17 protein-coding genes and 1 pseudogene are annotated in these 23362 nt (G+C 69.7%); 16 read left to right on the top strand and 2 right to left on the bottom strand.

Annotated features, from left to right (window positions below; translation table 11 throughout):
• The first annotated feature begins 366 nt into the window (after window positions 1–366).
• From ACIREI_RS32555 to ACIREI_RS32495, 13 genes and pseudogenes are all read left to right on the top strand, one after another.
• Complete coding sequence (locus tag ACIREI_RS32555; protein WP_403340456.1) at window positions 367–1389, top strand: LacI family DNA-binding transcriptional regulator; 1023 nt, start codon at window positions 367–369, stop codon at window positions 1387–1389.
• Between the two features lie 135 nt (window positions 1390–1524).
• Entirely contained in the window at window positions 1525–2772 is a 1248-nt protein-coding gene (locus tag ACIREI_RS32550; RefSeq protein ID WP_403340454.1) for an extracellular solute-binding protein, read from the top strand.
• A gap of 20 nt (window positions 2773–2792) precedes the next feature.
• Window positions 2793–3764 (top strand): carbohydrate ABC transporter permease, encoded by a 972-nt coding sequence (locus ACIREI_RS32545; RefSeq protein WP_403340451.1) that lies wholly within the window; start codon window positions 2793–2795, stop codon window positions 3762–3764.
• Window positions 3761–4585, top strand: a complete 825-nt coding sequence (locus ACIREI_RS32540; protein WP_403340448.1) for a carbohydrate ABC transporter permease — start codon at window positions 3761–3763, stop codon at window positions 4583–4585. The genes ACIREI_RS32545 and ACIREI_RS32540 overlap by 4 nt, the downstream gene beginning before the upstream one ends.
• An 84-nt stretch (window positions 4586–4669) precedes the next feature.
• Window positions 4670–6409, top strand: a complete 1740-nt coding sequence (locus ACIREI_RS32535; protein ID WP_403340445.1) for an amylo-alpha-1,6-glucosidase — start codon at window positions 4670–4672, stop codon at window positions 6407–6409.
• Window positions 6410–6561: 152 nt separating this feature from the next.
• Window positions 6562–8883, top strand: a complete 2322-nt coding sequence (locus ACIREI_RS32530; protein WP_403340442.1) for an FdhF/YdeP family oxidoreductase — start codon at window positions 6562–6564, stop codon at window positions 8881–8883.
• 96 nt (window positions 8884–8979) lie between these two features.
• Window positions 8980–10088: pseudogene (locus ACIREI_RS32525) on the top strand (chorismate-binding protein).
• 316 nt (window positions 10089–10404) lie between these two features.
• Window positions 10405–12189: a BCCT family transporter gene (locus ACIREI_RS32520; RefSeq protein WP_403340440.1), complete on the top strand. Its 1785-nt coding sequence runs from the start codon at window positions 10405–10407 to the stop codon at window positions 12187–12189.
• Between the two features lie 222 nt (window positions 12190–12411).
• Complete coding sequence (locus ACIREI_RS32515; protein WP_403340439.1) at window positions 12412–13497, top strand: S-(hydroxymethyl)mycothiol dehydrogenase; 1086 nt, start codon at window positions 12412–12414, stop codon at window positions 13495–13497.
• Window positions 13497–14126, top strand: a complete 630-nt coding sequence (locus ACIREI_RS32510) for an MBL fold metallo-hydrolase (RefSeq protein WP_403340436.1) — start codon at window positions 13497–13499, stop codon at window positions 14124–14126. Before ACIREI_RS32515 ends, ACIREI_RS32510 begins: the two co-directional genes overlap by 1 nt.
• Window positions 14127–14340: 214 nt before the next feature.
• A complete protein-coding gene (locus tag ACIREI_RS32505; RefSeq protein ID WP_403340433.1) occupies window positions 14341–14703 on the top strand; it encodes a bifunctional 3-phenylpropionate/cinnamic acid dioxygenase ferredoxin subunit in 363 nt (120 codons plus the stop codon).
• Window positions 14700–15863, top strand: a complete 1164-nt coding sequence (locus tag ACIREI_RS32500; RefSeq protein ID WP_403340430.1) for an NAD(P)/FAD-dependent oxidoreductase — start codon at window positions 14700–14702, stop codon at window positions 15861–15863. Before ACIREI_RS32505 ends, ACIREI_RS32500 begins: the two co-directional genes overlap by 4 nt.
• 166 nt (window positions 15864–16029) lie before the next feature.
• Complete coding sequence (locus tag ACIREI_RS32495) at window positions 16030–17160, top strand: aromatic ring-hydroxylating dioxygenase subunit alpha (protein WP_403340427.1); 1131 nt, start codon at window positions 16030–16032, stop codon at window positions 17158–17160.
• Between the two features lie 13 nt (window positions 17161–17173).
• Here ACIREI_RS32495 and ACIREI_RS32490 read toward each other — a convergent pair whose 3' ends face one another.
• Complete coding sequence (locus tag ACIREI_RS32490; protein ID WP_403340424.1) at window positions 17174–17971, bottom strand: IclR family transcriptional regulator; 798 nt, start codon at window positions 17969–17971, stop codon at window positions 17174–17176.
• Window positions 17972–18121: 150 nt separating this feature from the next.
• On the opposite strand from ACIREI_RS32490, the gene betA reads away from it, so the two are divergent.
• Entirely contained in the window at window positions 18122–19792 is a 1671-nt protein-coding gene (gene betA, locus ACIREI_RS32485; protein WP_403340421.1) for a choline dehydrogenase, read from the top strand.
• Between the two features lie 3 nt (window positions 19793–19795).
• Window positions 19796–20632 carry a 5,10-methylenetetrahydrofolate reductase gene (locus ACIREI_RS32480; RefSeq protein ID WP_403340419.1) on the top strand — a complete coding sequence of 279 codons (837 nt, stop codon included), beginning with the start codon at window positions 19796–19798 and terminating at the stop codon, window positions 20630–20632.
• Window positions 20633–20793: 161 nt separating this feature from the next.
• On the opposite strand, the gene purU is transcribed toward ACIREI_RS32480, so the two are convergent.
• Window positions 20794–21666 carry a formyltetrahydrofolate deformylase gene (purU, locus tag ACIREI_RS32475; protein WP_403340416.1) on the bottom strand — a complete coding sequence of 291 codons (873 nt, stop codon included), beginning with the start codon at window positions 21664–21666 and terminating at the stop codon, window positions 20794–20796.
• A gap of 218 nt (window positions 21667–21884) precedes the next feature.
• Between purU and ACIREI_RS32470 the strand changes: the two genes are divergently transcribed.
• The gene (locus ACIREI_RS32470) at window positions 21885–23354 is read left to right on the top strand and encodes an aldehyde dehydrogenase family protein (protein ID WP_403340413.1); all 1470 of its coding nucleotides are present in this window, start codon (window positions 21885–21887) and stop codon (window positions 23352–23354) included.
• Window positions 23355–23362: the final 8 nt, after the last annotated feature.

Below are 23362 nucleotides of genomic sequence, written 5' to 3'. Positions count from 1 at the left end.
CTCGAGTAACGGGTGCTGGGTCGGGGTCGGCATCTGTCGGAAACCGTCTGTCGAACCGGTTCGATCGTCCGAACCGCTGAGGTGCGGGATCTCGTCGTGCAGCGGGAGGGCGAGCCCGGCATTCCAGGGAAGGCGCGGGAGAGGCTCTCGGACGTCGGAAGGATCACTTCATCGAACCGGTTCGCGAAGCTAGCACCGGAGCTCCCGGGCATCAATCCCTCTGGCACAAGGTTCTGCCGGGCGAATCGTCCGGGCGCGAAAGTGCGGCCAGAGGTGTTGACAGGCGCCCGGGCGGTTCCTACCTTCACTTCACGCGAACCGGTTCGACAACGGTCCGCGTTCGAACCGGTTCGACGAAGGAGTCCCGTGAACATCGGTGAGATCGCCCGGCGGGCCGGTGTCTCGCGGAGCACCGTGTCCTACGCGCTGAGCGGCAAACGCCCGGTCTCGGAGGACACCCGCCGCAAGATCCAGCAGGTCGTCGACGAGCTGGGCTACCGGCCCAGCGCCAGTGCCCGCGCCCTGGCCAACGGGCGGACCAGCACGATCGGCCTGGTCTTCCCGCCGGCCGGCAACCACTACACCGGCATGCAGCTGGACTTCATCGGCAGCGTGGTGGAGGCCGCCGCGGCCTACGACTACGACGTGCTGCTCTCGCCCAGCGGCGTCGACAGCGACCGTTCCTTCCAGCGGCTGCTGGGGGAGCGGCGCGTCGACGGCGCGATCCTGATGGAGATCAGACTGGAGGACGACCGGGTCGATCACCTGGCCGCCCTGGACTTCCCCTCCGTAGCCATCGGCCGCACCGCCCATCAGGAGGGCAGCTGGTGGGTGGGCCTGGACCACACCGCACTCGCGGCGGCGTGCGTCCACCATCTGGCGGACCTCGGCCACCGCCGGGTCGCCTTCGTCAACCGGCCCGAGCAACTGCTGCGGGCCGGATACGAGTCCGCGCACCGCGGCCTGGACGGCTTCACCAAGGCCGCGGCCGAACGCGGGCTGACAGTGCGGACGTACTGCTGTGGGGACGACGCCGCCTCGGGCCAGGCCTGTGTGGAACGCATCCTGCACGACGACCCGGCCACCACGGCCCTGGTCACGCTGAACGAGGCGGCCCTCGGCGGCCTCTACCGCGGGCTCGCCCTGGCGGGCCGCCATGTGCCGCGCGACTTCTCCGTGACCGGGGTCGTCGCCGGGCGCTGGGCGGAGACGGTGACCCCGCAGCTCACCGCGGCGGACGTGCCGGCGGAGGAGATGGGCCGGCGCGCGGTCGAACTGCTGGTGGAGCGGCTCGACCAGCCCGACGGACCGCCCCGGCACCACCTCCTCGTGCCGCCGATCTCCCTGCGGGCCAGCACCGGGCCCGCAGGGACCGGTATCGAGCTCTGACCGCACCCGCGTAGTTCTCTCAACTCACTTCACTCCACCGGGCGTTGAACCGTCCCATGGCGCCGTTCGCCGTGCCCTTCTTCCCTCGCCCCGTGCCCTCGGCACCGGCATGCCCAAAACAAAGGAAGCCCCGCAATGAACAGCTCCTCCAGACAGCGCCGTCTGACCGCCGCGGCCCTCACCGCCCTGGCGGTCGCCACCACCGCCACCGCCTGCGGCGGCGGCTCCGGTGGCACCGGGTCGAACGCGGCGGACAGCGGCACGTACACCATCTGGGACCCGTACCCGCAGTTCGACAAGAGCTCGGCCTGGGCGAAGCTGCTGGACTCCTGCGGCACCGAGGCCGGCGTCAAGATCAAGCGGACCGCCTTCGACACCAGCGACCTGTCCAACAAGGCGCTGCTGGCCGCGCAGCAGGACAACTCGGCGGACGTCCTCATCGTCGACAACCCGGTGGTGTCGACCCTGGCCGAGGCGGGTGTGCTCACCACGACCGACGACAACAAGCTGGACACCTCCAAGGTGGACCCCAACCTGCTCGCCGCCGGCCAGTCGGACGGGAAGACGTACGGCACACCGATCGGCGCCAACACCCTCGCCCTCTACTACAACAAGGAGGTGCTGAAGGAAGCCGGCGTCGACATAGCCTCCGTCAAGGACTGGAAGTCGCTGACGGCGGCACTGGAGAAGGTGAAGAAGGCGGGCAAGAAGGGCATCACCTTCTCCGCGATCGGCACCGAGGAGGGCAGCTTCCAGTTCCTGCCCTGGTTCTGGGGATCCGGCGCGAAGCTCACCGAACTCGACTCCGCCCAGGCCGTCTTGGCGCTGTCCCTGTGGAAGGACTGGCTCGACAAGGGCTACGCGCCCAACTCCGTCATCAACAACACCCAGACCACCAGCTGGCAGGAGTTCGCGAGCGGCGACTACGCCTTCGCCGAGAACGGCACCTGGCAGCTCGCGAACGCCGAGAAGGCGGGCTTCGACTACGGCGTCCTGCCCATCCCCGGCGCCGACGGAGGCAACGCCTCGGCCCCGACCGGCGGCGAGTTCGTCACCGTCCCGGTCCAGGGCGACACCGGCCGATACACCACTTCGCAGAAGCTGGTCACCTGTCTGACCAGCACCGACAACCTCTACGACACCGACACCACCCTGTCCTACGTGGCCCCGACCAGCGAGGTCCAGGACAAGCAGATCGCGTCGAACGCCGATCTGAAGCCGTGGGTCGACGCGGTCAAGGCGGCCAAGGGGCGCACCAGCGACGACCTGGGCACCAAGTACCCCAAGATCTCCGAGCAGATGTGGAAGGCCGTCCAGTCCGCCCTGAGCGGCTCGACGTCCCCGAAGGACGCGCTCACCGCCGCCCAGTCCGCCGTCAAGTGACCGCACATCAGGGTCCGTTGATGAGTCACACCACCGAAGCGCCGCACCGCGGGGCCACCCCGGGCTTCAGCGGTGCGGCCCCCTCCGCACCGCCCCGGGCGCGGCGCCGCCCCGGCTCCCAGCAGTGGGCCGCCTGGGCCTTCCTCGCCCCGGTGACCCTCTACCTCGCCCTCTTCTACGCCTATCCGCTCTACCGCAACATCGACCTGAGCCTGCGCAACTACACGGTCCGCTCCTTCGTCCAGGGCGACGCGCCGTTCACGGGCGTGGAGAACTACCGGACCGTCTTCGACGATCCGACGTTCGCCCCGGCCCTGCTGCACACCGTGGTGTTCACCGCCGTGTGCCTGTTCTTCCAGTACGTCATCGGTCTGGCCCTGGCGGTCTTCTTCAACCAGCACTTCCGGCTGTCGGCGACCCTGCGGGCACTCTTCCTCGTGCCCTGGCTGCTGCCACTGATCGTGTCGGCCTCCACCTGGTCGTGGATGCTCAACAGCGAATCCGGTGTCGTCAACGCCCTGCTGGGCGCCGTCGGCGTCGACCAGGTCAACTGGCTGACCTCGCCGTCCTGGTCGCTGACCTCGGTCATCATCGCGAACATCTGGATCGGCGTCCCGTTCAACCTGGTCGTGCTCTACAGCGGCCTCCAGTCGGTCCCGGCCGCGCTGTACGAGGCCGCCGCCCTCGACGGGGCGGGTGCCTGGCGGCGGTTCTGGAGCATCACCTTCCCGCTGCTGCGCCCGGTGTCCGCGATCACCCTTCTGCTGGGCCTCGTCTACACGCTCAAGGTGTTCGACATCATCTGGATCATGACCAAGGGCGGCCCGGCGGACTCGTCCACGACCTTCGCCACCTGGTCCTACCAGCTCGGCTTCGGCAACCTCGTGCCCGCCTTCGGCCCGGGCGCGGCCGTCGGCAACCTGCTCGTGGTCGCGGCCCTGGTATTCGGCCTGGTGTACGTCCGGGTGCAGAGAAAGCAGGCGCTGTCATGAACCGAAGCGGCAAGCGTACGTGGGGGAAGACGGCCGTCGGTGTCCTGCTGACCGCGATCATGCTCTTCCCGGTCTACTGGATGCTGAACGTGTCGTTCACCCGCGACCAGGACATGCGCAAGAGCCCGCCGGACCTGTTCCCCGTCCATGGCACACTCGCGGGCTACCGCACAGTCCTCGACGAGCAGTTGCCGTATCTCGGCACGAGCCTCGTCATCGGCCTGGGCACGGTCGTCCTGACCGTGGTGCTGTCCGCCCCCGCCGGCTACGCCCTGGCCAAGCTGCGCCCCCGCGGCGGCGGTGTGCTCAACTTCCTCCTCCTGGCGGCCCAGATGATCCCCGGCATCATCATGGCGATGGGCTTCTACGCCATCTACCTGCAGCTCGGGCTGCTCCAGTCCGTCCCCGGCCTGATCGTCGCCGACTCCACCCTGGCCGTCCCCTTCGCGGTGCTGATCTTCACCGCGTTCATGTCGGGCATCCCCGGCGAGCTCCTCCAGGCCGCGAAGACGGACGGCGCCGGACCGCTGCGCACCTTCTGGTCGATCGTCCTGCCCATGAGCCGCAACGCCGTGGTCACGGTCTCCCTGTTCGCGTTCCTCTGGTCGTGGTCCGACTTCGTCTTCGCGGGCACGCTCGTCAACGGCGGCGCCCACGAGCCGATCACCCTCGGCATCTACCACTACATAGGCAACAACAACCAGGAGTGGAACGCGATCATGGCCACCGCTGTCGTGGCCTCGCTGCCCGCCGCGGTCATCCTCGTCCTCGCCCAGCGCTATGTCGCCGCCGGTGTGACCGCCGGCGCGGTCAAGGACTGACCCCTTCCGCCTCGCCCCCAACGGCCACCGTCCGTTCGCCCCCGGACGGTCGGCCTCCCCTGCCCGAGAAACGAGTGACCTGTCATGACCGCCGACCGCCCCGGCCCGGACTTCTCCGTCGACGACATCCCCTTCAGCACCTACGGATCCTGGTTCGGCATCTCCCCCGTGGTGGCGGAGAAGACCCGCGCCGAGGACCTCCACCTGGTCTCGCACCAGAACGGCATGCACGCCGTCCTGCGCCTCATGCCGCTCGACGCCGCGACGGGCGAGCGGGCCGAGACCCGCGTGGAGGCCGGACCGGGCCTGCTGAGCTGGATCGGCGCGACCGGCCGCGTCGACCTCGCCTACGAGTCGCCGGACTCCGTACGGCTGCGCGGTGCGGGGATGCCGCTGCGTGTCAGCGCGGCGGCCCGGAAGCTGACCCCGTTCAGCGGCACCTACTTCTTCCGTGACGCGGCCGCCGACGCGTACGTCTTCACGTCGTACGAGACCGGGCGCCGCTACCGCGTCACCGTGCTCTCCGGCACGGCCGACACGTTCGGAGCCCAAGCCCTGGGCGACGCCGACCGCGGCCTCACCGTCGCCGCCGGCTCGGACGCCGGGGTGCCCTGGGAGATCGCGGTCGAAGAACTCGACACCGCCCGCCCTCCGTACGCCTCGACGTTGACCTTCGGCAAGGTCGTCGAGACCGCGCGGAACTCCTACGCGGAGTTCGTCGACAGGGTCGCCCCTTGGCGCTCGGCCGCGACCCCGGCCGCCGAACTCGCCGCGTACGTCCTGTGGTCCGCGACGGTGCGCCCGGTCGCTCTGGTCACCCGGCCCGCCGTCCTCATGTCCAAGCACTGGATGGACAAGGTCTGGAGCTGGGACCACTGCTTCAACGCCCTGGCCCTGGCCCCCGGCTGCCCCGAACTCGCCTGGGACCAGTTCCACCTGCCCTTCGACCACCAGGACGGGACCGGGGCGCTGCCCGACTCGGTCACCCACTCCGAGGTCCTGCGCAACTTCGTCAAACCGCCCATCCACGGCTGGGCGTTCGGCCACCTGCGCCGTCGCCTGACCACCCCGCCGGGCCGGGCGGAACTGGCCGAGACGTACGACAGGCTGGAGCGCTGGACCGACTTCTGGCTCACCGCACGGCGCGCCCCCGGTGCCGCGCTGCCCCACTATCAGCACGGCAACGACAGCGGCTGGGACAACGCCACCACCTTCGACCCCGAACGCGTCGTCGTCACCGCGGACCTGGCCGCCTTCCTCGTCCTCCAGCTCCGCGAACTCGCCGACCTGGCAACGCGGTTGGACAGACCCGACGCCGCCCGCCGGTGGACGCGGGCCGCCGAGACGACCCAGACGGCGATGCTCGACGAGCTCTGGAAGGGGGACCGGTTCGTCGCCCGGGGCGTCGACAGCGGCGACAACTGGGACAGCGCCGGCCTCCTCGACCTGATGCCCATCGTGCTGGGCGAGCATCTGCCGGAGGAGGTCAGCGGTGTGCTGGCCGCCCGGATCGAGGCCCACCTGACCCCATATGGGCTGGCCACGGAAGTCACCACCTCGCCGCACTACCTCTCCGACGGCTACTGGCGCGGCCCCATCTGGGCACCCGCCACGGTCCTCGTCGAGGACGGTCTGCGCCGCGCCGGGCACCACCGGCTCGCCGACGAGATCAGCGTACGTTTCCGCGCCCTGTGCGAGGCCCACGGCTTCGCCGAGAACTTCGACGCCCTGACCGGGACGGGCCTGCGCGACCGCGCCTACACCTGGACCGCCGCGAGCTACCTCCTCCTCGCCGAAGCACACGCACACCGCGACGGCAACTGACCGTCCCTGAGCCGCATGGCCGTCCGGTGATCCTGCCGGACGGCCTTGACAGGAGGTCGTCAGTCGGGCTTCCTTAGACGCGTTGCGTATGGCGGTACTGTTGTGTGTTGCGCAACTGAGCTTATTCCCTACACCGCGGAGTAGCGCTACAGATGACTCGCAAGCCACCTGCTGAGGACCCCGGCGACGCCCGTCTGCGGATCGGCCCCCCGAAGGAGTACGCCGCCGGCCTCCCCGCGGTCACCTCCTCGCTGCGGCACGCCGGCGAACAGATGGGGGCCCGCCGCAGCCTGCTCACGCTGCTCCGGGTGAATCAGAAGGAGGGCTTCGACTGTCCGGGGTGCGCCTGGCCGGAGCCCGACCACCGGCACAAGGCGGAGTTCTGTGAGAACGGCGCCAAGGCCGTCGCCGAGGAGGCCACCGTACGCCGGGTGACGCCGGAGTTCTTCGCCGAGCACACCCTGGAGGACCTGCTTCCGCGCAGCGACTACTGGCTCGGACAGCAGGGACGGCTCACCCACCCGATGTACCGCCCGGCCGGCGCCGACCGCTACCGGCCGATCTCCTGGGACGAGGCGTTCGCAGTGATCGCCCGCGAGCTCGGCGCGCTCGACCACCCGGACCAGGCCGCCTTCTACACCTCCGGACGGGCGAGCAACGAGGCCGCGTTCCTCTACCAGCTCTTCGTCCGCGGCTTCGGCACCAACAACCTGCCGGACTGCTCCAACATGTGCCACGAGTCCAGCGGCTCGGCCCTGGTGGAGACCATCGGCATCGGCAAGGGCAGCGTCAGCCTGGAAGACCTCTACGAGGCCGATCTGATCCTCGTGGTCGGCCAGAACCCGGGCACCAACCACCCGCGGATGCTCTCCGCGCTGGAGCGGGCCAAGCAGCAGGGCGCGCGCGTCATCGCGGTCAACCCGCTGCCCGAGGCGGGGCTGCTCCGGTTCAAGAACCCCCAGAAGCCGTCCGGTGTCATCGGCGGCGGCACCAAGCTGGCGGACCAGTTCCTGCAGATCAGGCTGGGTGGCGACCAGGCGCTCTTCCAGGCCTTCAACCGCATGCTGCTGGAGGCGGAGGACGAGTCGCCCGGCAGCTGCCTGGACACCTCCTTCATCGAGCGGTACACGCATGGCTTCGAGGAGTTCGCCGAGCACGCCCGCAAGGCGTCGTGGGAGGAGATCCTTCAGGCCACCGGTCTGCCCGAGGAGGAGATCCGGACCGCGTTCGGCCATGTGCTGGCCGCCAAGAAGATCGTCGTCTGCTGGGCGATGGGACTGACCCAGCACAAGCACTCCGTGCCCACCATCCGGGACGTCGTCAACTTCCTTCTGCTGCGCGGCAACATCGGCCGCCCCGGCGCCGGCCTCTGCCCGGTGCGCGGCCACTCCAACGTGCAGGGCGACCGCACGATGGGCATCTACGAGAAGCCGGACGCCGCCTTCCTGGACCGGCTCGGCGCCGAGTTCGCCTTCACGCCCCCGCGCCGCCACGGCCACGACGCGGTCGACAGCATCCGCGCCATGCGCGACGGCGACGTGAAGATCTTCGTCGCGCTGGGCGGCAACTTCGTCGCCGCGGCCCCCGACACCGACCTGACCGAGCAGGCCCTGCGCAGGTGCCGGCTCACCGTCCAGATCTCCACCAAGCTCAATCGCTCGCACGTCATCGCGGGGGAGCAGGCCCTCATCCTGCCGTGCCTCGGCCGCACCGAGGCCGACCTGCGGCCGGGCGGGCCCCAACTGGTCTCAGTGGAGGACTCCATGGGCATGGTGCACCTGTCGCGGGGGCGGCTCGCGCCCGCGTCCGAGCACCTGCTGAGCGAGGTCGCGATCATCTGTCGGATGGCCCGGGCCACCCTCGGCGAAGCCGACCCGCAGGTGCCGTGGGAGGAGTTCGAGGCGGACTACGACCGTATCCGCGACCGCATCGAACGCGTCATCCCAGGCTTCGAGGACTTCAACGCCCGGGTGCGGCAGCCGGGCGGCTTCGCCCTGCCCCACCCGCCCCGCGACGAGCGCCGGTTCACGACGAGCACGGGCTTGGCCAACTTCACCGCCAACGCGCTGGAGAGCCCCAAGGTCCCGCCGGGCCGACTGCTGCTGCAGACGCTGCGCTCCCACGACCAGTACAACACCACCATCTACGGCCTGGACGACCGCTACCGCGGCATCCGGCAGGGCCGCCGGGTCCTCTTCCTGCACCCCGACGACCTCACCGAGCGCGGCCTCGCCGACGGGGACATGGTCGACATCGTCAGTGAGTACGGCGACGGAGTGGAGCGCAGGGCACCGGCCTTCCGGGCCGTGTCGTACCCGACCCCCCGGGGCTGCTGCGCCGCCTACTTCCCCGAGACCAATGTCCTCGTACCACTGGACTCCACGGCGGCCATCAGCAACACCCCCACGTCGAAGTCCATCGTCGTCCGACTGGAACAGCTCCGACCGGAAGGGGTCCGACTGGAACGGGTCTGAGTGGGACAGGTGTCCGCCGACGCGTAGCCCAGCCGCTGAACGACGGGGACGTACATCCCTGCCGTTCGTCGTTCCCCTCCGGAGAGGTGGTGACCGATGAGTGGACGCCCTTACGACCTCGCACCGCTGGCCCGCTTCGGCGGTCTCGTCGCCACCGACCTCCGGGACGTGACCAGCGACCCCGCGGCCCTGGACTCCACCGGGTTCTGGGCCGTGGTCGCCGACTTCGAGGGGCGCCTGGTGTGCGCGCGCTTCGGAGACGTACGCCGGGAACCCGTGCCCGCTCTCGAGCCCGGTACGTGGCGTGGCCCAGCCCCGGACGACTGGACGTCCTCCCTCGACCGGGCCGCCTACATCGCCGGGGTGCGGCCCCGCGGCGCAGCCGCATAATCGATGCTGCCGTGAGCACATCGCGGCCGGCGAGGTCTACCAGGCCAACCTGCGCCGGGTGCTGTCCGCGCCGTTGCCCGACCCGGAGCGCGCGGACGTCGACGCCCTCACCACCCTGCTGGCGCGCGGCAACCCCGCGCCCTACGCCGACACCGTGCGCCTGCCCGCGCACGGCATGGAGATCGCCACGGCCTCGCCCGAGCTCTTCCTGCGCCGGGACGGCCGTACGGTCGTCTCCGGCGCCATCAAGGGCACCGGCCGCACCGCCGCGGACCTCCTCGACAAGGACCACGCCGAGAACGTCATGATCGTGGACCTGGTCCGCAACGACCCGGGACGCGTCTGCGCCACCGGCTCCGTGACCGTCCCGGAACTGTGCGCCGTCGAGGCACACCCCGGCCTGGTGCATCTGGTGTCCACGGTGCGTGGCGAACTCGCCGAAGGTGCCGGATGGCCCGAGCTGCTCGCCGGTAACTTCCCGCCCGGCTCCGTCACGGGCGCCCCCAAGTCCAGCGCGCTGCGCATCATCGCGGCGCTGGTGACGGCGCCCCGCGGCCCGTACTGCGGTGGCGTGGGCTGGGTCGACGCCGACCGCGGCACGGGTCGACTCGCCGTCGGCATCCGCACGTTCTGGATCGACCGCAACCGCTCCCGGCGGTCCGTTACTGCGCTTCGGTACCGGGGCCGGGATCACCTGGGGATCCGACCCCGAGCGCGAGTGGGCCGAGACGCGGCTCAAAGCGCGGCGGCTGCTGACGGTGGCGTCGGGTGCGTACCGGCGCGGCTCCCGCCTGCCCTCCCGCGCTGACGGCTGACGGCTGACGGCTGACGGCTCGTCGGGTCGGCGTAACCGCGCTTGCGGGCGTTCATGGTCACGGGTCGATCGCGGTCGGGCAACTCGGCACGTCCGACCCCTTGACAGCCCTCCCGGGCGCCCAGATGGTTGTTGCCCATAGTGAATCAAGATGCATTATTCGCAACGACGCACCATGGCGGCCGCTCCGCCTCCCCTCCTCTCGTCGTTCTCCCATCCGCTCCGGCGTGCCGGTCGGTCAGGCGGAATCACCGACGAGTTCCCCCGTCGTCGTCCGCGACAAAGACTCCACTGCCGTCTGTGGAAAGGACGAGCTGATGAGCAAAACCCGCGAAAGGGACGGGAGGCACAGCCATCCCGTTGCCGCGGATCTCCCAGGAAGCCCGGCGGGGTCCGCCGGCCCCCGCACCGACCTGATCGTCTTCGGCGTTGCCGCGGCCCTCACCCTCGCCTTCGTCGTATGGGGAGCCACCGCGACCGACACGCTGGAGAGCGTGTCCGGAAAGCTCCTGGACGGGACCATCCGCAACGGTGGCTGGGCCTTCGTCCTCGCGGCCTCGGGCTTCGTGGTCTTCGCCCTCTGGCTGGCGGTCAGCCGGTACGGGCGGATCACGCTCGGCAAGGAGGGCGAGCAGCCCGAGTTCCGCACCGTCTCCTGGATCGCCATGATGTTCAGCGCGGGCATGGGCATCGGCCTGATGTTCTACGGCGTGAGCGAACCGCTCTCGCACTTCGTCACGCCACCGCCGGGCACCGACCCGGCCGACGCCAACGAGGCCATGGAGACCGCCATGGCCACCACCCTCTTCCACTGGACGCTGCATCCGTGGGCCATGTACGCGGTGGTGGGTCTCGCGATCGCCTACAGCACCTTCCGGCGCGGCCGGCGGCAGCTGATCAGTGCCGTGTTCACCCCGCTGATCGGCGAGAAGCGGGCGAACGGCTGGGGCGGCCGGGTCATCGACATCCTCGCCATCTTCGCCACCCTCTTCGGCTCCGCCGCCTCCCTGGGCCTCGGCGCCCTGCAGATCGGCAGCGGCTTCACCGGACTCGGCTGGCTGGGATCCGTCGGCACCGGCCTGCTGGTCGCCGTGATCGCGGTGCTGACCGTGGCGTTCGTCGCCTCGGCGGTGTCCGGGATCGAGAAGGGCATCCAGTGGCTGTCCAACATCAACATGGTGCTGGCGGTGACCCTGGCGCTCTTCGTGTTCCTCGTCGGCCCGACCATCTTCATCCTCGACCTGCTGCCCACCTCCATAGGCGCCTTCCTCGGCGACCTGACCCAGATGATCGGGCGTACCGAGGCGTCGAGCGGTGAAGGCGTCGCCGACTGGCTGGCCGGCTGGACGGTCTTCTACTGGGCCTGGTGGATCTCCTGGACGCCCTTCGTCGGCATGTTCATCGCGCGCATCAGCCGTGGCCGGACCATCCGGCAGTTCGTCGGCGGCGTCATCCTGGTCCCCAGCACCGTCAGCCTGCTGTGGTTCGCCGTCTTCGGCGGCTCGGCGATGCACCTGCAGGACGAGAAGCGCCTCAGTGACGCCTCGACCGCGCAGGGCCAGCTCTTCGACGTGCTCCAGCAGTACCCGGTCGCCACGGTCACGAGCGTGGTGGTGATGATCCTCGTCGGCATCTTCTTCGTCTCCGGCGCCGACGCAGCCTCGATCGTGATGGGCACGCTCTCGCAGCGCGGATCCCTGGAACCCACCCGCGGTGTCGTCGTCTTCTGGGGCGTGCTGACCGGTGCGGTCGCCGCGATCATGCTGCTCATCGGCGGCGGCAAGGGCGACGCGCTCACCGGACTGCAGAACCTGACCATTCTCGCGGCGGCGCCCTTCACCCTGGTGATGGTCGGCCTCTGTATCGCCCTCACCCGCGATCTGCGCCAGGACCCGCTCATCATCCGCGGGCGGATCGGCAAGGAGGCCATCGAAACGGCTGTCATCGCCGGTCACGAAAAGTACGACGGCGACTTCGAGCTGCGCATCGGCCCCGTGGCGTGCAACGACGGCGCGGAGTCCACGCGGCCCCAGCAGTCCCAACAGCCCCAGCAGTCCCAGGACCCCGTGCACCCCACGGAGCCCTCCACCCCCGCTCACTGAGAGCGGCGGACCCGCGCCCGGCGGGGCCGTGGCACCGACATGGTCGGCCCCGGCCCCGCCGGGCGTTCGTGCTGCTCCCACCGCGATCCCGCCCGGCCGAGGGAACCTCGTCGCGCTCCTTGACCCCCGGTCGGCGCTCCACGATGCTGTGTTGCGACACGCGAGATGTGTGCCGTAATGAGCAACATCCGATTTCAAGTCTCGATCAGCCGAGGAGTGGCCATGACGCACCAGGTCCGTGCTGTCGTCGCGCGGGGCAAGGGCGCCCCCGTCAGCCTGGAAACGATCGTCGTGCCTGACCCGGGTCCGGGTGAGGCGCTGGTGAAGATCGAGGCCTGCGGGGTCTGCCACACCGATCTGCACTATCGAGAGGGCGGCATCAACGACGACTTCCCGTTCCTGCTGGGCCATGAGGCCGCGGGCATCGTGGAGTCGGTGGGGGAGGGGGTCACCGACGTCGCGCCCGGCGACTTCGTGATCCTCAACTGGCGTGCGGTGTGCGGCCAGTGCCGTGCCTGTCTGCGCGGGGAGTCGTGGTACTGCTTCAACACCCACAACGCCGAGCAGAAGATGACCTTGCTCGACGGCACCGAGTTGTCGCCCGCGCTCGGTATCGGCGCGTTCGCGGAGAAGACGCTGGTCGCGGCCGGGCAGTGCACCAAGGTCGACCCGTCCGCGTCGGCGGCCGCCGCCGGTCTGCTGGGCTGCGGCGTGATGGCGGGCATCGGTGCCGCGATCAACACCGGCAACGTCGGCCGGGGCGACTCGGTCGCCGTCATCGGCTGCGGCGGTGTCGGGGCCGCGGCGATCGCCGGGGCGAACCTGGCGGGCGCGGCCAAGGTCATCGCGGTCGACATCGACGACCGCAAGCTGGAGACCGCCTCGAAGCTGGGCGCGACCCACACCGTCAACTCCAAGTCCGCCGACGCGGTCGAAGCGATCCGCGAGCTGACCGACGGTCACGGCGCCGACGTCGTCATCGAGGCGGTCGGCCGCCCGGAGACGTACAAGCAGGCCTTCTACGCCCGCGACCTCGCCGGCACGGTCGTCCTGGTCGGCGTGCCGACCCCCGAGATGAAGCTCGAACTGCCGCTGCTGGACGTCTTCGGCCGCGGCGGCTCCCTGAAGTCCTCCTGGTACGGCGACTGTCTGCCGAGCCGGGACTTCCCGATGCTGATCGACCTCTACCTGCAGGGCCGCCTGGACCTCGACGCCTTCGTCACGGAGACCATCGCGCTGGACGAGGTCGAGAAGGCCTTCGAGCGGATGCACCACGGCGACGTGCTGCGCTCGGTGGTGGTCCTCTGATGGCGGCCCGCATCGAACACCTCGTCACCTCGGGGACGTTCTCCCTGGACGGCGGCACCTGGGACGTCGACAACAACGTGTGGATCGTCGGCGACGACACCGAGGCGATCGTCATCGACGCCGCGCACGACGCCGACGCCATCGCCGAGGCCGTCGGCGACCGGCGCCTCATCGCGATCGTGAGCACCCACGCGCACAACGACCACATCGACGCAGCTCCCGAACTCGCGGCCCGCACCGGCGCCCCCGTCCTCCTGCACCCGGACGACCTGCCGCTGTGGAAACAGACCCACCCCGACCGGGCGCCGGACGCCGAACTGACCGACGGCCAGGGCCTCACGGTGGCCGGCGTCGAGCTGACCGTGCTGCACACGCCCGGCCACGCCCCCGGGGCGGTCTGTCTGTACGCACCGGCTCTGAAGGCGCTCTTCAGCGGCGACACCCTGTTCGCCGGCGGACCGGGCGCGACCGGGCGGTCGTACAGCCATTTCCCGACCATCGTCGACTCGATCCGGGACCGGCTGCTGACGCTGCCGCCGGACACCGTCGTGCACACGGGGCACGGTGACACGACCACTGTCGCGGCCGAGGCCCCGCACCTGCAGGAGTGGGTCGACCGCGGCTTCTGACGCCGCCTGCGACCCTCACACGCCCGCCCTCGGCTCGCGGTCACCGCGAGCCGAAGCGGCGGGCTGCTGTTGTTCTATGTGAGGTTGGTTTTTCATGGCGCAACGCGATGAATGGCCTCAGAGGGCCCTCGGAACGCCTTGACAAGGGTTCTGGGCCGCCCCAGACTGATGTTGCGCTTACCGCAATCCGTTTCGTTATACGCACCGAGGTGTCATGATGATTCCCGCGTGCCGTCTCGAGGACCTTCCGCGAGGCGAGGCCCACCGGCTCGACATCGATCCGCCGGTTTCGGTGTTCCACACCGACGACGGCGAACTCTTCGCCATCGACGACACCTGCACCCACCAGGACGCGTCGCTCGCCGACGGCTGGCTGGAGGGCTGCGAGGTGGAATGCCCGCTGCATGCTTCCAAGTTCGACCTGAGGACCGGCGCGGTCGACGCCCCGCCGGCCAAGCTCCCGGTCCGGACGCACGAGGTCGTCGTCGAGGACGGCATGGTCTACGTCCGTCTGTCCACGGACGCGCCCAACCTGCCGCCCTGCATCGCGGCCCGGCTCGCCGGGGGTCCCGCGTGAGGACGGTCGCCGTGGTCGGCGCCTCGCTGGCCGGGCTGTCGGCGGCGCGCTCACTGCGCAAGCAGGGCTACGGCGGCCGGCTGGTCGTCATCGGGGATGAGCTCCACCGCCCGTACGACAGGCCCCCGCTGTCCAAGGAGTTCCTGTCCGGCACGCTCGGCGAAGCCGAACTCGCCCTGGAGACGGACGACGAGGACCTTCAGGCGGAGTGGCTGCTCGGCGTCCGGGCCACCGGACTCGACCACGCGCGGCGTGTCGTCCGGCTCGGTGACGGGCGGGAGGTGCGGGCCGACGGCGTCGTCATCGCGACGGGCGCGGCGGCACGCACCCTCCCCGGGTCCGAGGGCCTGGCCGGAGTGCACACGCTGCGCACCCTGGACGACGCCCGAGCCCTGCGGGACGAACTGGCCCGCGGTGGACGCCTGGTGGTGATCGGCGGAGGCTTCATCGGAGCCGAGGTCGCCTCCACCGCGTACGTCCTCGGGCTCGACGTGACCGTCGTCGAGGCGGCCCCGACCCCGCTCGCCGGACCGCTCGGCGAGACGATGGGCGCCATCGTCTCCGCCCTCCACGCCGACCACGGCGTACGGCTGGAGTGCGGTGTGGGCGTCAAGGGGCTGAGCGGGGAGACCCGCGTCGACGCCGTCCTGCTGGAGGACGGCCGCGGCATCCCCGCCGACATCGTGGTGGTGGGTGTGGGTGCCCGCCCGAACGTCGAGTGGCTGGCGGACTCCGGCATCGCTCTCGACGACGGCGTCAAGTGCGGCGCCGACGGCCGCACCAGCCTGGCCGGTGTGGTCGCGGTCGGTGACTGCGCCAACTGGTACGACCCGCGCGCGGGGTTCCATCGCCGGGTCGAGCACTGGACCGGCGCGCGCGAGCGGCCCGACGCCGCGGTCGCCACACTGCTCGCGGGCGGTGCGGTGGAACCCGGTGTGCCCCGGCCGCCGTACTTCTGGTCCGACCAGTACGGCGTGAAGATCCAGTTCGCCGGTCACGCCGCCGGCGCCGACAGCGTCACCATCGAGGCGGGCGCCGCGGACGACCGCGACGTCCTCGCCGTCTACCGGCGGGCCGGAGCCCCGGTCGCCGTACTCGGGATGAACCAGCCGCGGCTGTTCACCCGCTGGCGCAAGCAACTCGCTGCCACCGCGTCCTGATGCCACCCGCGTCCTGAACGCCGCCCGCATCTTGACACCGCCCCAGCGGCATCCCATGCTGCGGTTTCGCATGGCACGCAGCGTTGCTTCATGCACAACACCGTCCGGAGTCGCTCTTCCCGGCGTGTGAATGACCCCTCCACGACGTTCCCCCGAGGAGTGCACCGTGACCTCGACCAGCCTGCCGGACAGCCTGATCGCCACTCTTCCCGGCTCCTCCTACACGGACCCGGGGATCTTCGCCCAGGAGCAGGAGCGCATATTCGAGACCATGTGGTTCTGCGTGGCGCGCGCCTCCGAACTGGCGAAGCCCGGTGCCTTCCGCACCGTCGACGTGGGCCGCGAGAGCATCCTCGTCACCCGGGCGAGGGACAACAGCATCCGTGCGTACTTCAATGTGTGCCGGCACCGCGGAGCCAAGCTCTGCACCGAGGAGGCCGGCGAGGTGAAGCGGGCCTTCCAATGCCCGTACCACGCCTGGACGTACGACCTGAACGGCAAGCTCGTCGCGGCCCCCAACCTCACCAAGATGCCCGACGTCGGCCGTACCGAGTACGGCCTGGTGAGCGTGGCCGTGCGCGAATGGCTCGGCTACGTCTGGGTCTGCCTCGCGGAGAACCCGCCGTCCTTCGAGGAGGACGTCGTCGGTGAGGTCGTCTCCCGCCTCGGCGACGTCGAGTCGATCAAGCGCTACGACATCGACAACCTCTCCGTCGGCAAGCGCATCACGTACGACGTGAAGTCGAACTGGAAGCTCATCATCGAGAACTTCATGGAGTGCTACCACTGCGCCACGATCCACCCCGAACTCACCGAGGTGCTCCCGGAGTTCGCGGACGGTTACGCCGCCCAGTACTACGTGGGCCACGGCGCGGAGTTCGGCGAGGAGGTCCAGGGCTTCACCGTCGACGGCTCCGAGGGCCTGGACCGCATTCCCGGGGTCGCCGACGACCAGGACCGCCGCTACTACGCGATCACCGTCAGGCCCCAGGTGTTCATCAATCTCGTGCCCGACCACGTGATCTTCCACCGGATGTACCCGGTGGCGGTGGACCGCACGATCGTCGAGTGCGACTGGCTGTATCTGCCGCATGTCGTCGAGGGCGGCAAGGACGTCAGCCGGTCCGTGGAACTCTTCCACCGCGTCAACCAGCAGGACTTCGACGCCTGTGAGCGCACGCAGCCCGGAATGAGCTCCCGTATGTATGCCAAGGGTGGTGTGCTGGTGCCCAGCGAGCATCACATCGGCGCGTTCCACGACTGGGTGAACGAGCGCCTGGGTACCCCTCAGGGGTGAATCCGCCGGTGACTCAGCCCAGGTAGCCCATCCGGTGGCTGATCTCCTGGGCGCCCTTGAGGAGCACCGGGGAAAGCTCGTGCAGGCGCTCCTCGGTCAACCGGTAGCCGGGCCCGGAGGCGCTGAGTGCCGCGATGACCTCGCCGTCCCGGTTGCGGACCGGGGCGGCCATCGCGTGCAGACCGACCTCCAGCTCCTCCAGGGTGAAGGAGTAGCCCCGCTCCCGGGCCTCGGCGAGGTTCTTCTCGAGCTTCGTCTTCGCGGTGATGGTGCGCGGGGTGACCTTCTTCATACCGGCCTCGGACAGCAGCGCGGCGCGCTCCTTGGAGGGCAGATACGCCAGCAGGATCTTGCCGCTGGAGGTGGCGTGCAGCGGGGTGAGCTGGCCGACCCAGTTGTGCGCGGTGATGGCTCCCGGACCCCGCACCTGGTACAGGTTGATCGCGTAGTGCTCCTGCATGACCGCGATGTTGACCGTCTCGCCGAGCTCCTCGGCCAGACGTTCGCAGACCGGCCGGCCCTGCTGGGTGATGTCGATACGGCTGGTGACCGCTCCCGCCAGGCGAACGATGCCGAAGCCGAGCCGGTACTTGCCACGCTCGCCGGCCTGCTCCACCAGACCGCGTGCCTCCAGGGCGCCGAGCAGGCGGAAGGCGGTGGACTTGTGCACCTCGATCTCGCCCGCCACCTCGCTGACGCCCGCTTCGCCACGCTGCGCGAGGATCTCCAGGACGCTGATGGCGCGGTCGACCGACTGGACGCCGCCCGTTTGCGAATTCGACGTTTCTGTGTCAGGGCTGTAGTTGCTCACAGTGAAACTATACGCGCAGTAAACAACGTCACTGCAAGTAACGCCGTCGAAACGAAGGCCTGGAAGTTGCGCCGTTCGCAACCTGGTGCGTATCGCGCGACTGGGTCTAGCATGCCTCGCACATCTACGGCGCGAGCGAGACGAGGCACCATGGCTCCCTTGCAGTACGACTTCGTCATCGTCGGCGGCGGTTCGGCCGGCAGTGCACTGGCGAACAGACTCTCCGCCGACCCGGCCAACCGGGTCCTGGTCCTGGAGGCGGGCCGGTCGGACTACCCGTGGGACGTCTTCATCCACATGCCCGCGGCGCTGACCTACCCGATCGGCAGTCGGTTCTACGACTGGAAGTACGAGTCCGAGCCCGAGCCGCACATGGGCGGCCGACGCGTCTACCACGCGCGCGGCAAGGTGCTGGGCGGCTCCAGCAGCATCAACGGCATGATCTTCCAGCGCGGCAACCCCATGGACTACGAGCGCTGGGCCGCCGATGCGGGCATGGAGACCTGGGACTACGCGCACTGTCTGCCGTACTTCCGCCGCATGGAGAACTGTCTCGCGGCCGACCCCGACGACGAGTTCCGCGGACATGACGGCCCTCTCGTCCTCGAACGCGGGCCGGCGTCCAACCCCCTCTTCAGCGCCTTCCTCAAGGCCACCGAGGAGGCGGGCTACGCCCCCACGGACGACGTCAACGGCTATCGGCAGGAAGGTTTCGCCAAGTTCGACCGGAATGTTCATCGCGGACGCCGGCTCTCGGCCTCGAAGGCGTACCTGAAGCCGGCGATGAAGCGGCCCAACCTCACCGTCAGGACCCGCGCCCTCGTCACCCGCGTCCTCTTCGAGGGCAAGCGCGCCGTCGGAGTCGAGTACCAGCGCGGCAAGGGCGCGCTCCAGCAGGTCCGCGCCGGTGAGGTCATCCTGTGCGGCGGCGCCATCAACTCCCCGCAGCTGCTCCAGCTCTCCGGCGTCGGCAACGCCGAGGAACTGCGGGCGCTGGGCATCGACGTCGTGCACGACCTCCCCGGCGTCGGCGAGAACATGCAGGACCACTTGGAGGTGTACATCCAGTACGCCTGCAAGCAGCCCGTCTCCATGCAGCCGTACCTGGCGAAGTGGCGGGCCCCGTTCATCGGCCTGCAGTGGCTGTTCCGGAAGGGCCCGGCCGCGACCAACCACTTCGAGGCCGGCGGTTTCGCCCGCAGCAACGAGGACGTGGACTACCCCAACCTGATGTTCCACTTCCTGCCCATCGCGGTCCGTTACGACGGCTCCGTGCCCGCCGGCGGCCACGGCTACCAGGTGCACGTCGGACCCATGTACTCCGACGCCATCGGCTCGGTGAAGATCAAGAGCAAGGACCCGCGCGAGCACCCGGCACTGCGCTTCAACTACCTCTCCACCGAGCAGGACCGCCGTGAGTGGGTCGAGGCGATCCGGGTGGCCCGCAAGCTCCTCAACCAGCCCGCGCTCGCCCCCTACAACGGCGGGGAGATCTCACCCGGACCGTCCGTGGAGACCGACGAGGAGATCCTCGCGTGGGTGGCCAAGGACGGCGAGACCGCCCTGCACCCGTCCTGCACCTGCAAGATGGGCACCGACGAGATGGCGGTCGTCGACCCCACCAGCATGCGCGTGCACGGCGTGGAGGGCCTGCGGGTCGTCGACGCGTCGGTGATGCCGTACGTCACCAACGGCAACATCTACGCCCCGGTGATGATGGTCGCCGAGAAGGCCGCCGACCTGATCCTCGGCAAGGAGCCGCTGGCGCCGTCGAAGGCCGCGTACTACCGCCACCGTGACGTCCAGAAGCAAACGGAGTAGGTGTTGAGTGCCACAGGGCTGAGGGCGCTGCTGCGAAGCGTCCGCTACGAGGTGCTGCCCGCGAAGGCGACCGAGGACAAGGTCCTCGCCCATGTCCCGCGCGACGTCGTCGTCACCGTGACGGCGTCGCCGGTCAAGGGCCTGGAACCGACCCTCGACCTCGCCACCCGGCTCGCGGCACACGGCTACCGGGTCGTCCCGCACGTGCCGGCGCGGCTGCTGCGGGACGACGTACACCTGAAAGAGGTCACGGGCCGGCTCCGGGAGGCCGGCGTGGACGACGTCTTCGTCCCCGCAGGTGACTCGGACCCGCCGGCCGGGGTCTACGACGGGGCGCTTCCCGTGCTGCGCAGGCTGAGCGAGCTGGGCAGCCCCTTCGCCCGCGTCGGCGTCACCGGCTACCCCGAGAGCCATCCGCTCATCCACGACGACGTCACCGTCCAGGCGATGTGGGACAAGCGCGAGCACGCCACGTACATCGTGAGCAACCTGTGCTTCGACCCGCGGGTGCTGGGGGAGTGGCTCGTTCGTATACGGCGCCGGGACATCACTCTGCCGGTCCATGTGGGCGTCGCGGGGCCCGTGCAGCGGGCGAAGCTGCTGGCGATGGCCACGAAGATCGGGGTGGGGGAGTCGACGCGCTTCCTGACGAAGCACGCCTCGTGGTTCGCGCGTTTCGCGGCCCCCGGCGGGTATGCGCCCGAGCGGCTGCTGACCCGCACGGCGAAGGCCCTCACCGCACCCTCGGCGGGAGTGAGCGGACTGCACCTGTTCACGTTCAACCAGATCGCCGAGACGGAGCGGTGGCGCTGCGCTGTGCTTGACCGGTTGGGCGGCTGAGACGGAAGGGTCGTCCGTCGTCTGCGGGCTCGTCGTGGCTGGTCGCGCCCGCGCGGCGGTAGCCGCATGTGGATACAGTCCAGCGCCCCTCAGGGGCGCTGCCGAGCCGCATACGACAAGGGCGGGACCGGAATCCGGTCCCGCCCCGCTGTGCGGGCCTCTCAGCGGAAGACCACCGTGCGGTTGCCGTCCACCATCACGCGGCTCTCGCTGTGCCACTTCACCGCATGCGCGAGCACCTGCGCCTCCACGTCCCGCCCGACCGTGACCAGGTCGCCGGGGTCGAGCGAGTGGTCCACCCGGACCACGTCCTGCTCGATGATCTGCCCCTCGTCCAGGTCCGGCGTCACATAGTGCGCCGTCGCGCCGACGAGCTTCACTCCGCGCCGGTAGGCCTGCTCGTAGGGGCGTGCGCCCTTGAAACTGGGGAGGAAGGAGTGGTGGATGTTGATGGCGCGGCCCTCCAGCTCCTTGCACAGGTCGTCGGAGAGGACCTGCATGTAGCGGGCCAGCACGACCAGGTCGACGTCCAGCTCGCGCACGAGCTCCAGCAGCCGTGCCTCGGCTTCGGGCTTGGTGTCCTTGGTCACCGGGATGTGGTGGAAGGGGATGCCGTACGTCTCCGCCAGCTTCTCGAAGTCCCGGTGGTTGGAGACGATCGCCGGGATCTCGATGTTGAGGGCGCCGGTGCGCACGCGGAAGAGCAGGTCGTTCAGGCAGTGGCCGAACTTGGACACCATGATCAGCGTCCGGGTCGGTGTGGCCGCGCCGCTCAGCGCCCAGGTGATGCCGTAGGCCTGGGCCACGGGACCGAACCGGTAACGCAGCTGTTCGAGATCGACGTCGGGATCGCAAACGTCGAAGTGGACCCTCATGAAGAAGCGGCCTTGAAGTCGGTCGTCGAACTGCTGGCTTTCCAGGATGTTGCCGGAGTTCCTGACGAGAAAGCCGCTCACGGCGTGCACCAGTCCCGCGCTGTCGGGACAGGAGAGGGTCAGGACGTACTCGCGGCCAGGGTGCGGTCGAGGGGACATGTGCGGCCTCCGTTGGTGCGTAATGCACAACATGGTGAGCGATACGCAACATGGTCGGCTCGGCGCCGCTTGTGGTCAAGGGCGGGTGGGTAAAGGTGCGCATGGCGAAATCGTCATCAGCCAACCTCTTGACGCCGGTCCGCCCATTCGACACTGTGTTCCACCACAAGCAATCGGGTGCACGATGCGCAACGAATTTCCATTGAAAGGCTCGTCGCGTGGCAGACCTGTACGTGGATGGCGAATGGCGGGACCCGGTCGCCGGTGGGCACCGTGACATCCGATGTCCTGCCGACGGCACGCTCGCGTCGACCGTATCGGAGGCGACCCGCCCCGACACCGAGGCCGCGATCGCCGCGGCCCGCCGCGCCTTCGACGCGGGGGACTGGCCGAACACCCCCGAACGTGAGCGCGGCGCGCTGCTGCTGCGCACCGCCGACATTCTCGAGCGCGACGCCAAGGTGTTCGCCCGCGCCGAGTCCCTCGACACCGGCAAACGGCTGGTGGAGAGCGAGTACGACATCGCCGACGTCGTCTCCTGCTTCCGCTACTACGGCGGCCTCGCGGGCACCGACGCCGGCCGCGCGATCGACACCGGCCGCGACGACGCCGTCAGCCGCGTCGTGTACGAGCCCGTCGGTGTGTGCGGGCTCATCACCCCCTGGAACTACCCGCTGCTGCAAGCCAGTTGGAAGGTCGCCCCGGCGCTGCTCGCCGGCAACACGATCGTTCTGAAGCCCAGCGAGCTCACCCCCTCCACCTCCGTCCTGCTGATGAAGGCGCTGGAGGAGGCGGGGCTCCCGGCGGGCGTCGCGAACCTCGTCCTGGGCACCGGGCCCGAGGTGGGCGCACCGCTCTGCGAGGACCCGGCCGTGGACATGGTCTCCTTCACCGGGGGCCTGGAGACCGGCAAGCGGATCATGGCCACCGCCGCGGCGAGCGTGAAGAAGGTCGCGCTGGAGCTCGGCGGCAAGAACCCCAACGTCGTCTTCGCCGACGCCGACTTCGAGACGGCCGTCGACTTCGCCCTCACGGCCGTGTTCCTGCACTCGGGCCAGGTCTGCTCGGCCGGGGCCCGGCTGATCGTCGAGGACTGTCTGCACGACCGGTTCGTCGACGAGGTCGTCCGCAGAGCCCGGCAGATCCGCCTCGGCGGCCCCTTCGACCCCGAGGCCGAGACCGGAGCGCTGATCTCCGCCCAGCACCTGGAGAAGGTCGAGGCGTACGTCGCCGCGGGGATCGCCGAGGGCGCCGTACTGCGCTGCGGCGGCGCCCGGCCCGACGACCCCGCGCTGGGAGACGGCCACTACTACCCGCCGACCGTCCTCGACGAGTGCCGGCAGGACATGCGCGTGGTGCACGAGGAGTCCTTCGGGCCCGTGCTCACCGTGGAGCGCTTCACCGACGAGGACGACGCCGTACGCATCGCCAACGACACCGAGTACGGACTCGCCGGCGCCGTGTGGACGCAGGACGCCGGCAAGGCCCAGCGCGTCGCCCGGCGGCTTCGCCACGGCACGGTGTGGATCAACGACTACCACCCCTATGTGCCGCAAGCGGAATGGGGTGGCTTCGGGCATTCGGGGGTGGGCCGGGAGCTGGGACCGACCGGCCTGAACGAGTACCGAGAGCCCAAGCACATCTGGCAGAACATCCAACCCCGGCCGCAGCACTGGTTCCGCGGCTGAACGCCGAA

It is taken from the genome of Streptomyces sp. NPDC093591, assembly GCF_044764885.1.
Classification (GTDB): Bacteria; Actinomycetota; Actinomycetes; order Streptomycetales; family Streptomycetaceae; genus Streptomyces.
This window is presented reverse-complemented; position numbering and strand designations above follow the sequence as displayed.

Coding starts and splice junctions, on each gene's coding strand:
- ACIREI_RS32550 (WP_403340454.1), top strand. CDS start 1,525: ATGAACAGCTCCTCCAGACAGCGCCGTCTGACCGCCGCGGCCCTCACC.
- ACIREI_RS32545 (WP_403340451.1), top strand. CDS start 2,793: ATGAGTCACACCACCGAAGCGCCGCACCGCGGGGCCACCCCGGGCTTC.
- ACIREI_RS32540 (WP_403340448.1), top strand. CDS start 3,761: ATGAACCGAAGCGGCAAGCGTACGTGGGGGAAGACGGCCGTCGGTGTC.
- ACIREI_RS32535 (WP_403340445.1), top strand. CDS start 4,670: ATGACCGCCGACCGCCCCGGCCCGGACTTCTCCGTCGACGACATCCCC.
- ACIREI_RS32530 (WP_403340442.1), top strand. CDS start 6,562: ATGACTCGCAAGCCACCTGCTGAGGACCCCGGCGACGCCCGTCTGCGG.
- ACIREI_RS32520 (WP_403340440.1), top strand. CDS start 10,405: ATGAGCAAAACCCGCGAAAGGGACGGGAGGCACAGCCATCCCGTTGCC.
- ACIREI_RS32515 (WP_403340439.1), top strand. CDS start 12,412: ATGACGCACCAGGTCCGTGCTGTCGTCGCGCGGGGCAAGGGCGCCCCC.
- ACIREI_RS32510 (WP_403340436.1), top strand. CDS start 13,497: ATGGCGGCCCGCATCGAACACCTCGTCACCTCGGGGACGTTCTCCCTG.
- ACIREI_RS32505 (WP_403340433.1), top strand. CDS start 14,341: ATGATGATTCCCGCGTGCCGTCTCGAGGACCTTCCGCGAGGCGAGGCC.
- betA (WP_403340421.1), top strand. CDS start 18,122: ATGGCTCCCTTGCAGTACGACTTCGTCATCGTCGGCGGCGGTTCGGCC.
- purU (WP_403340416.1), bottom strand. CDS start 21,666: ATGTCCCCTCGACCGCACCCTGGCCGCGAGTACGTCCTGACCCTCTCC.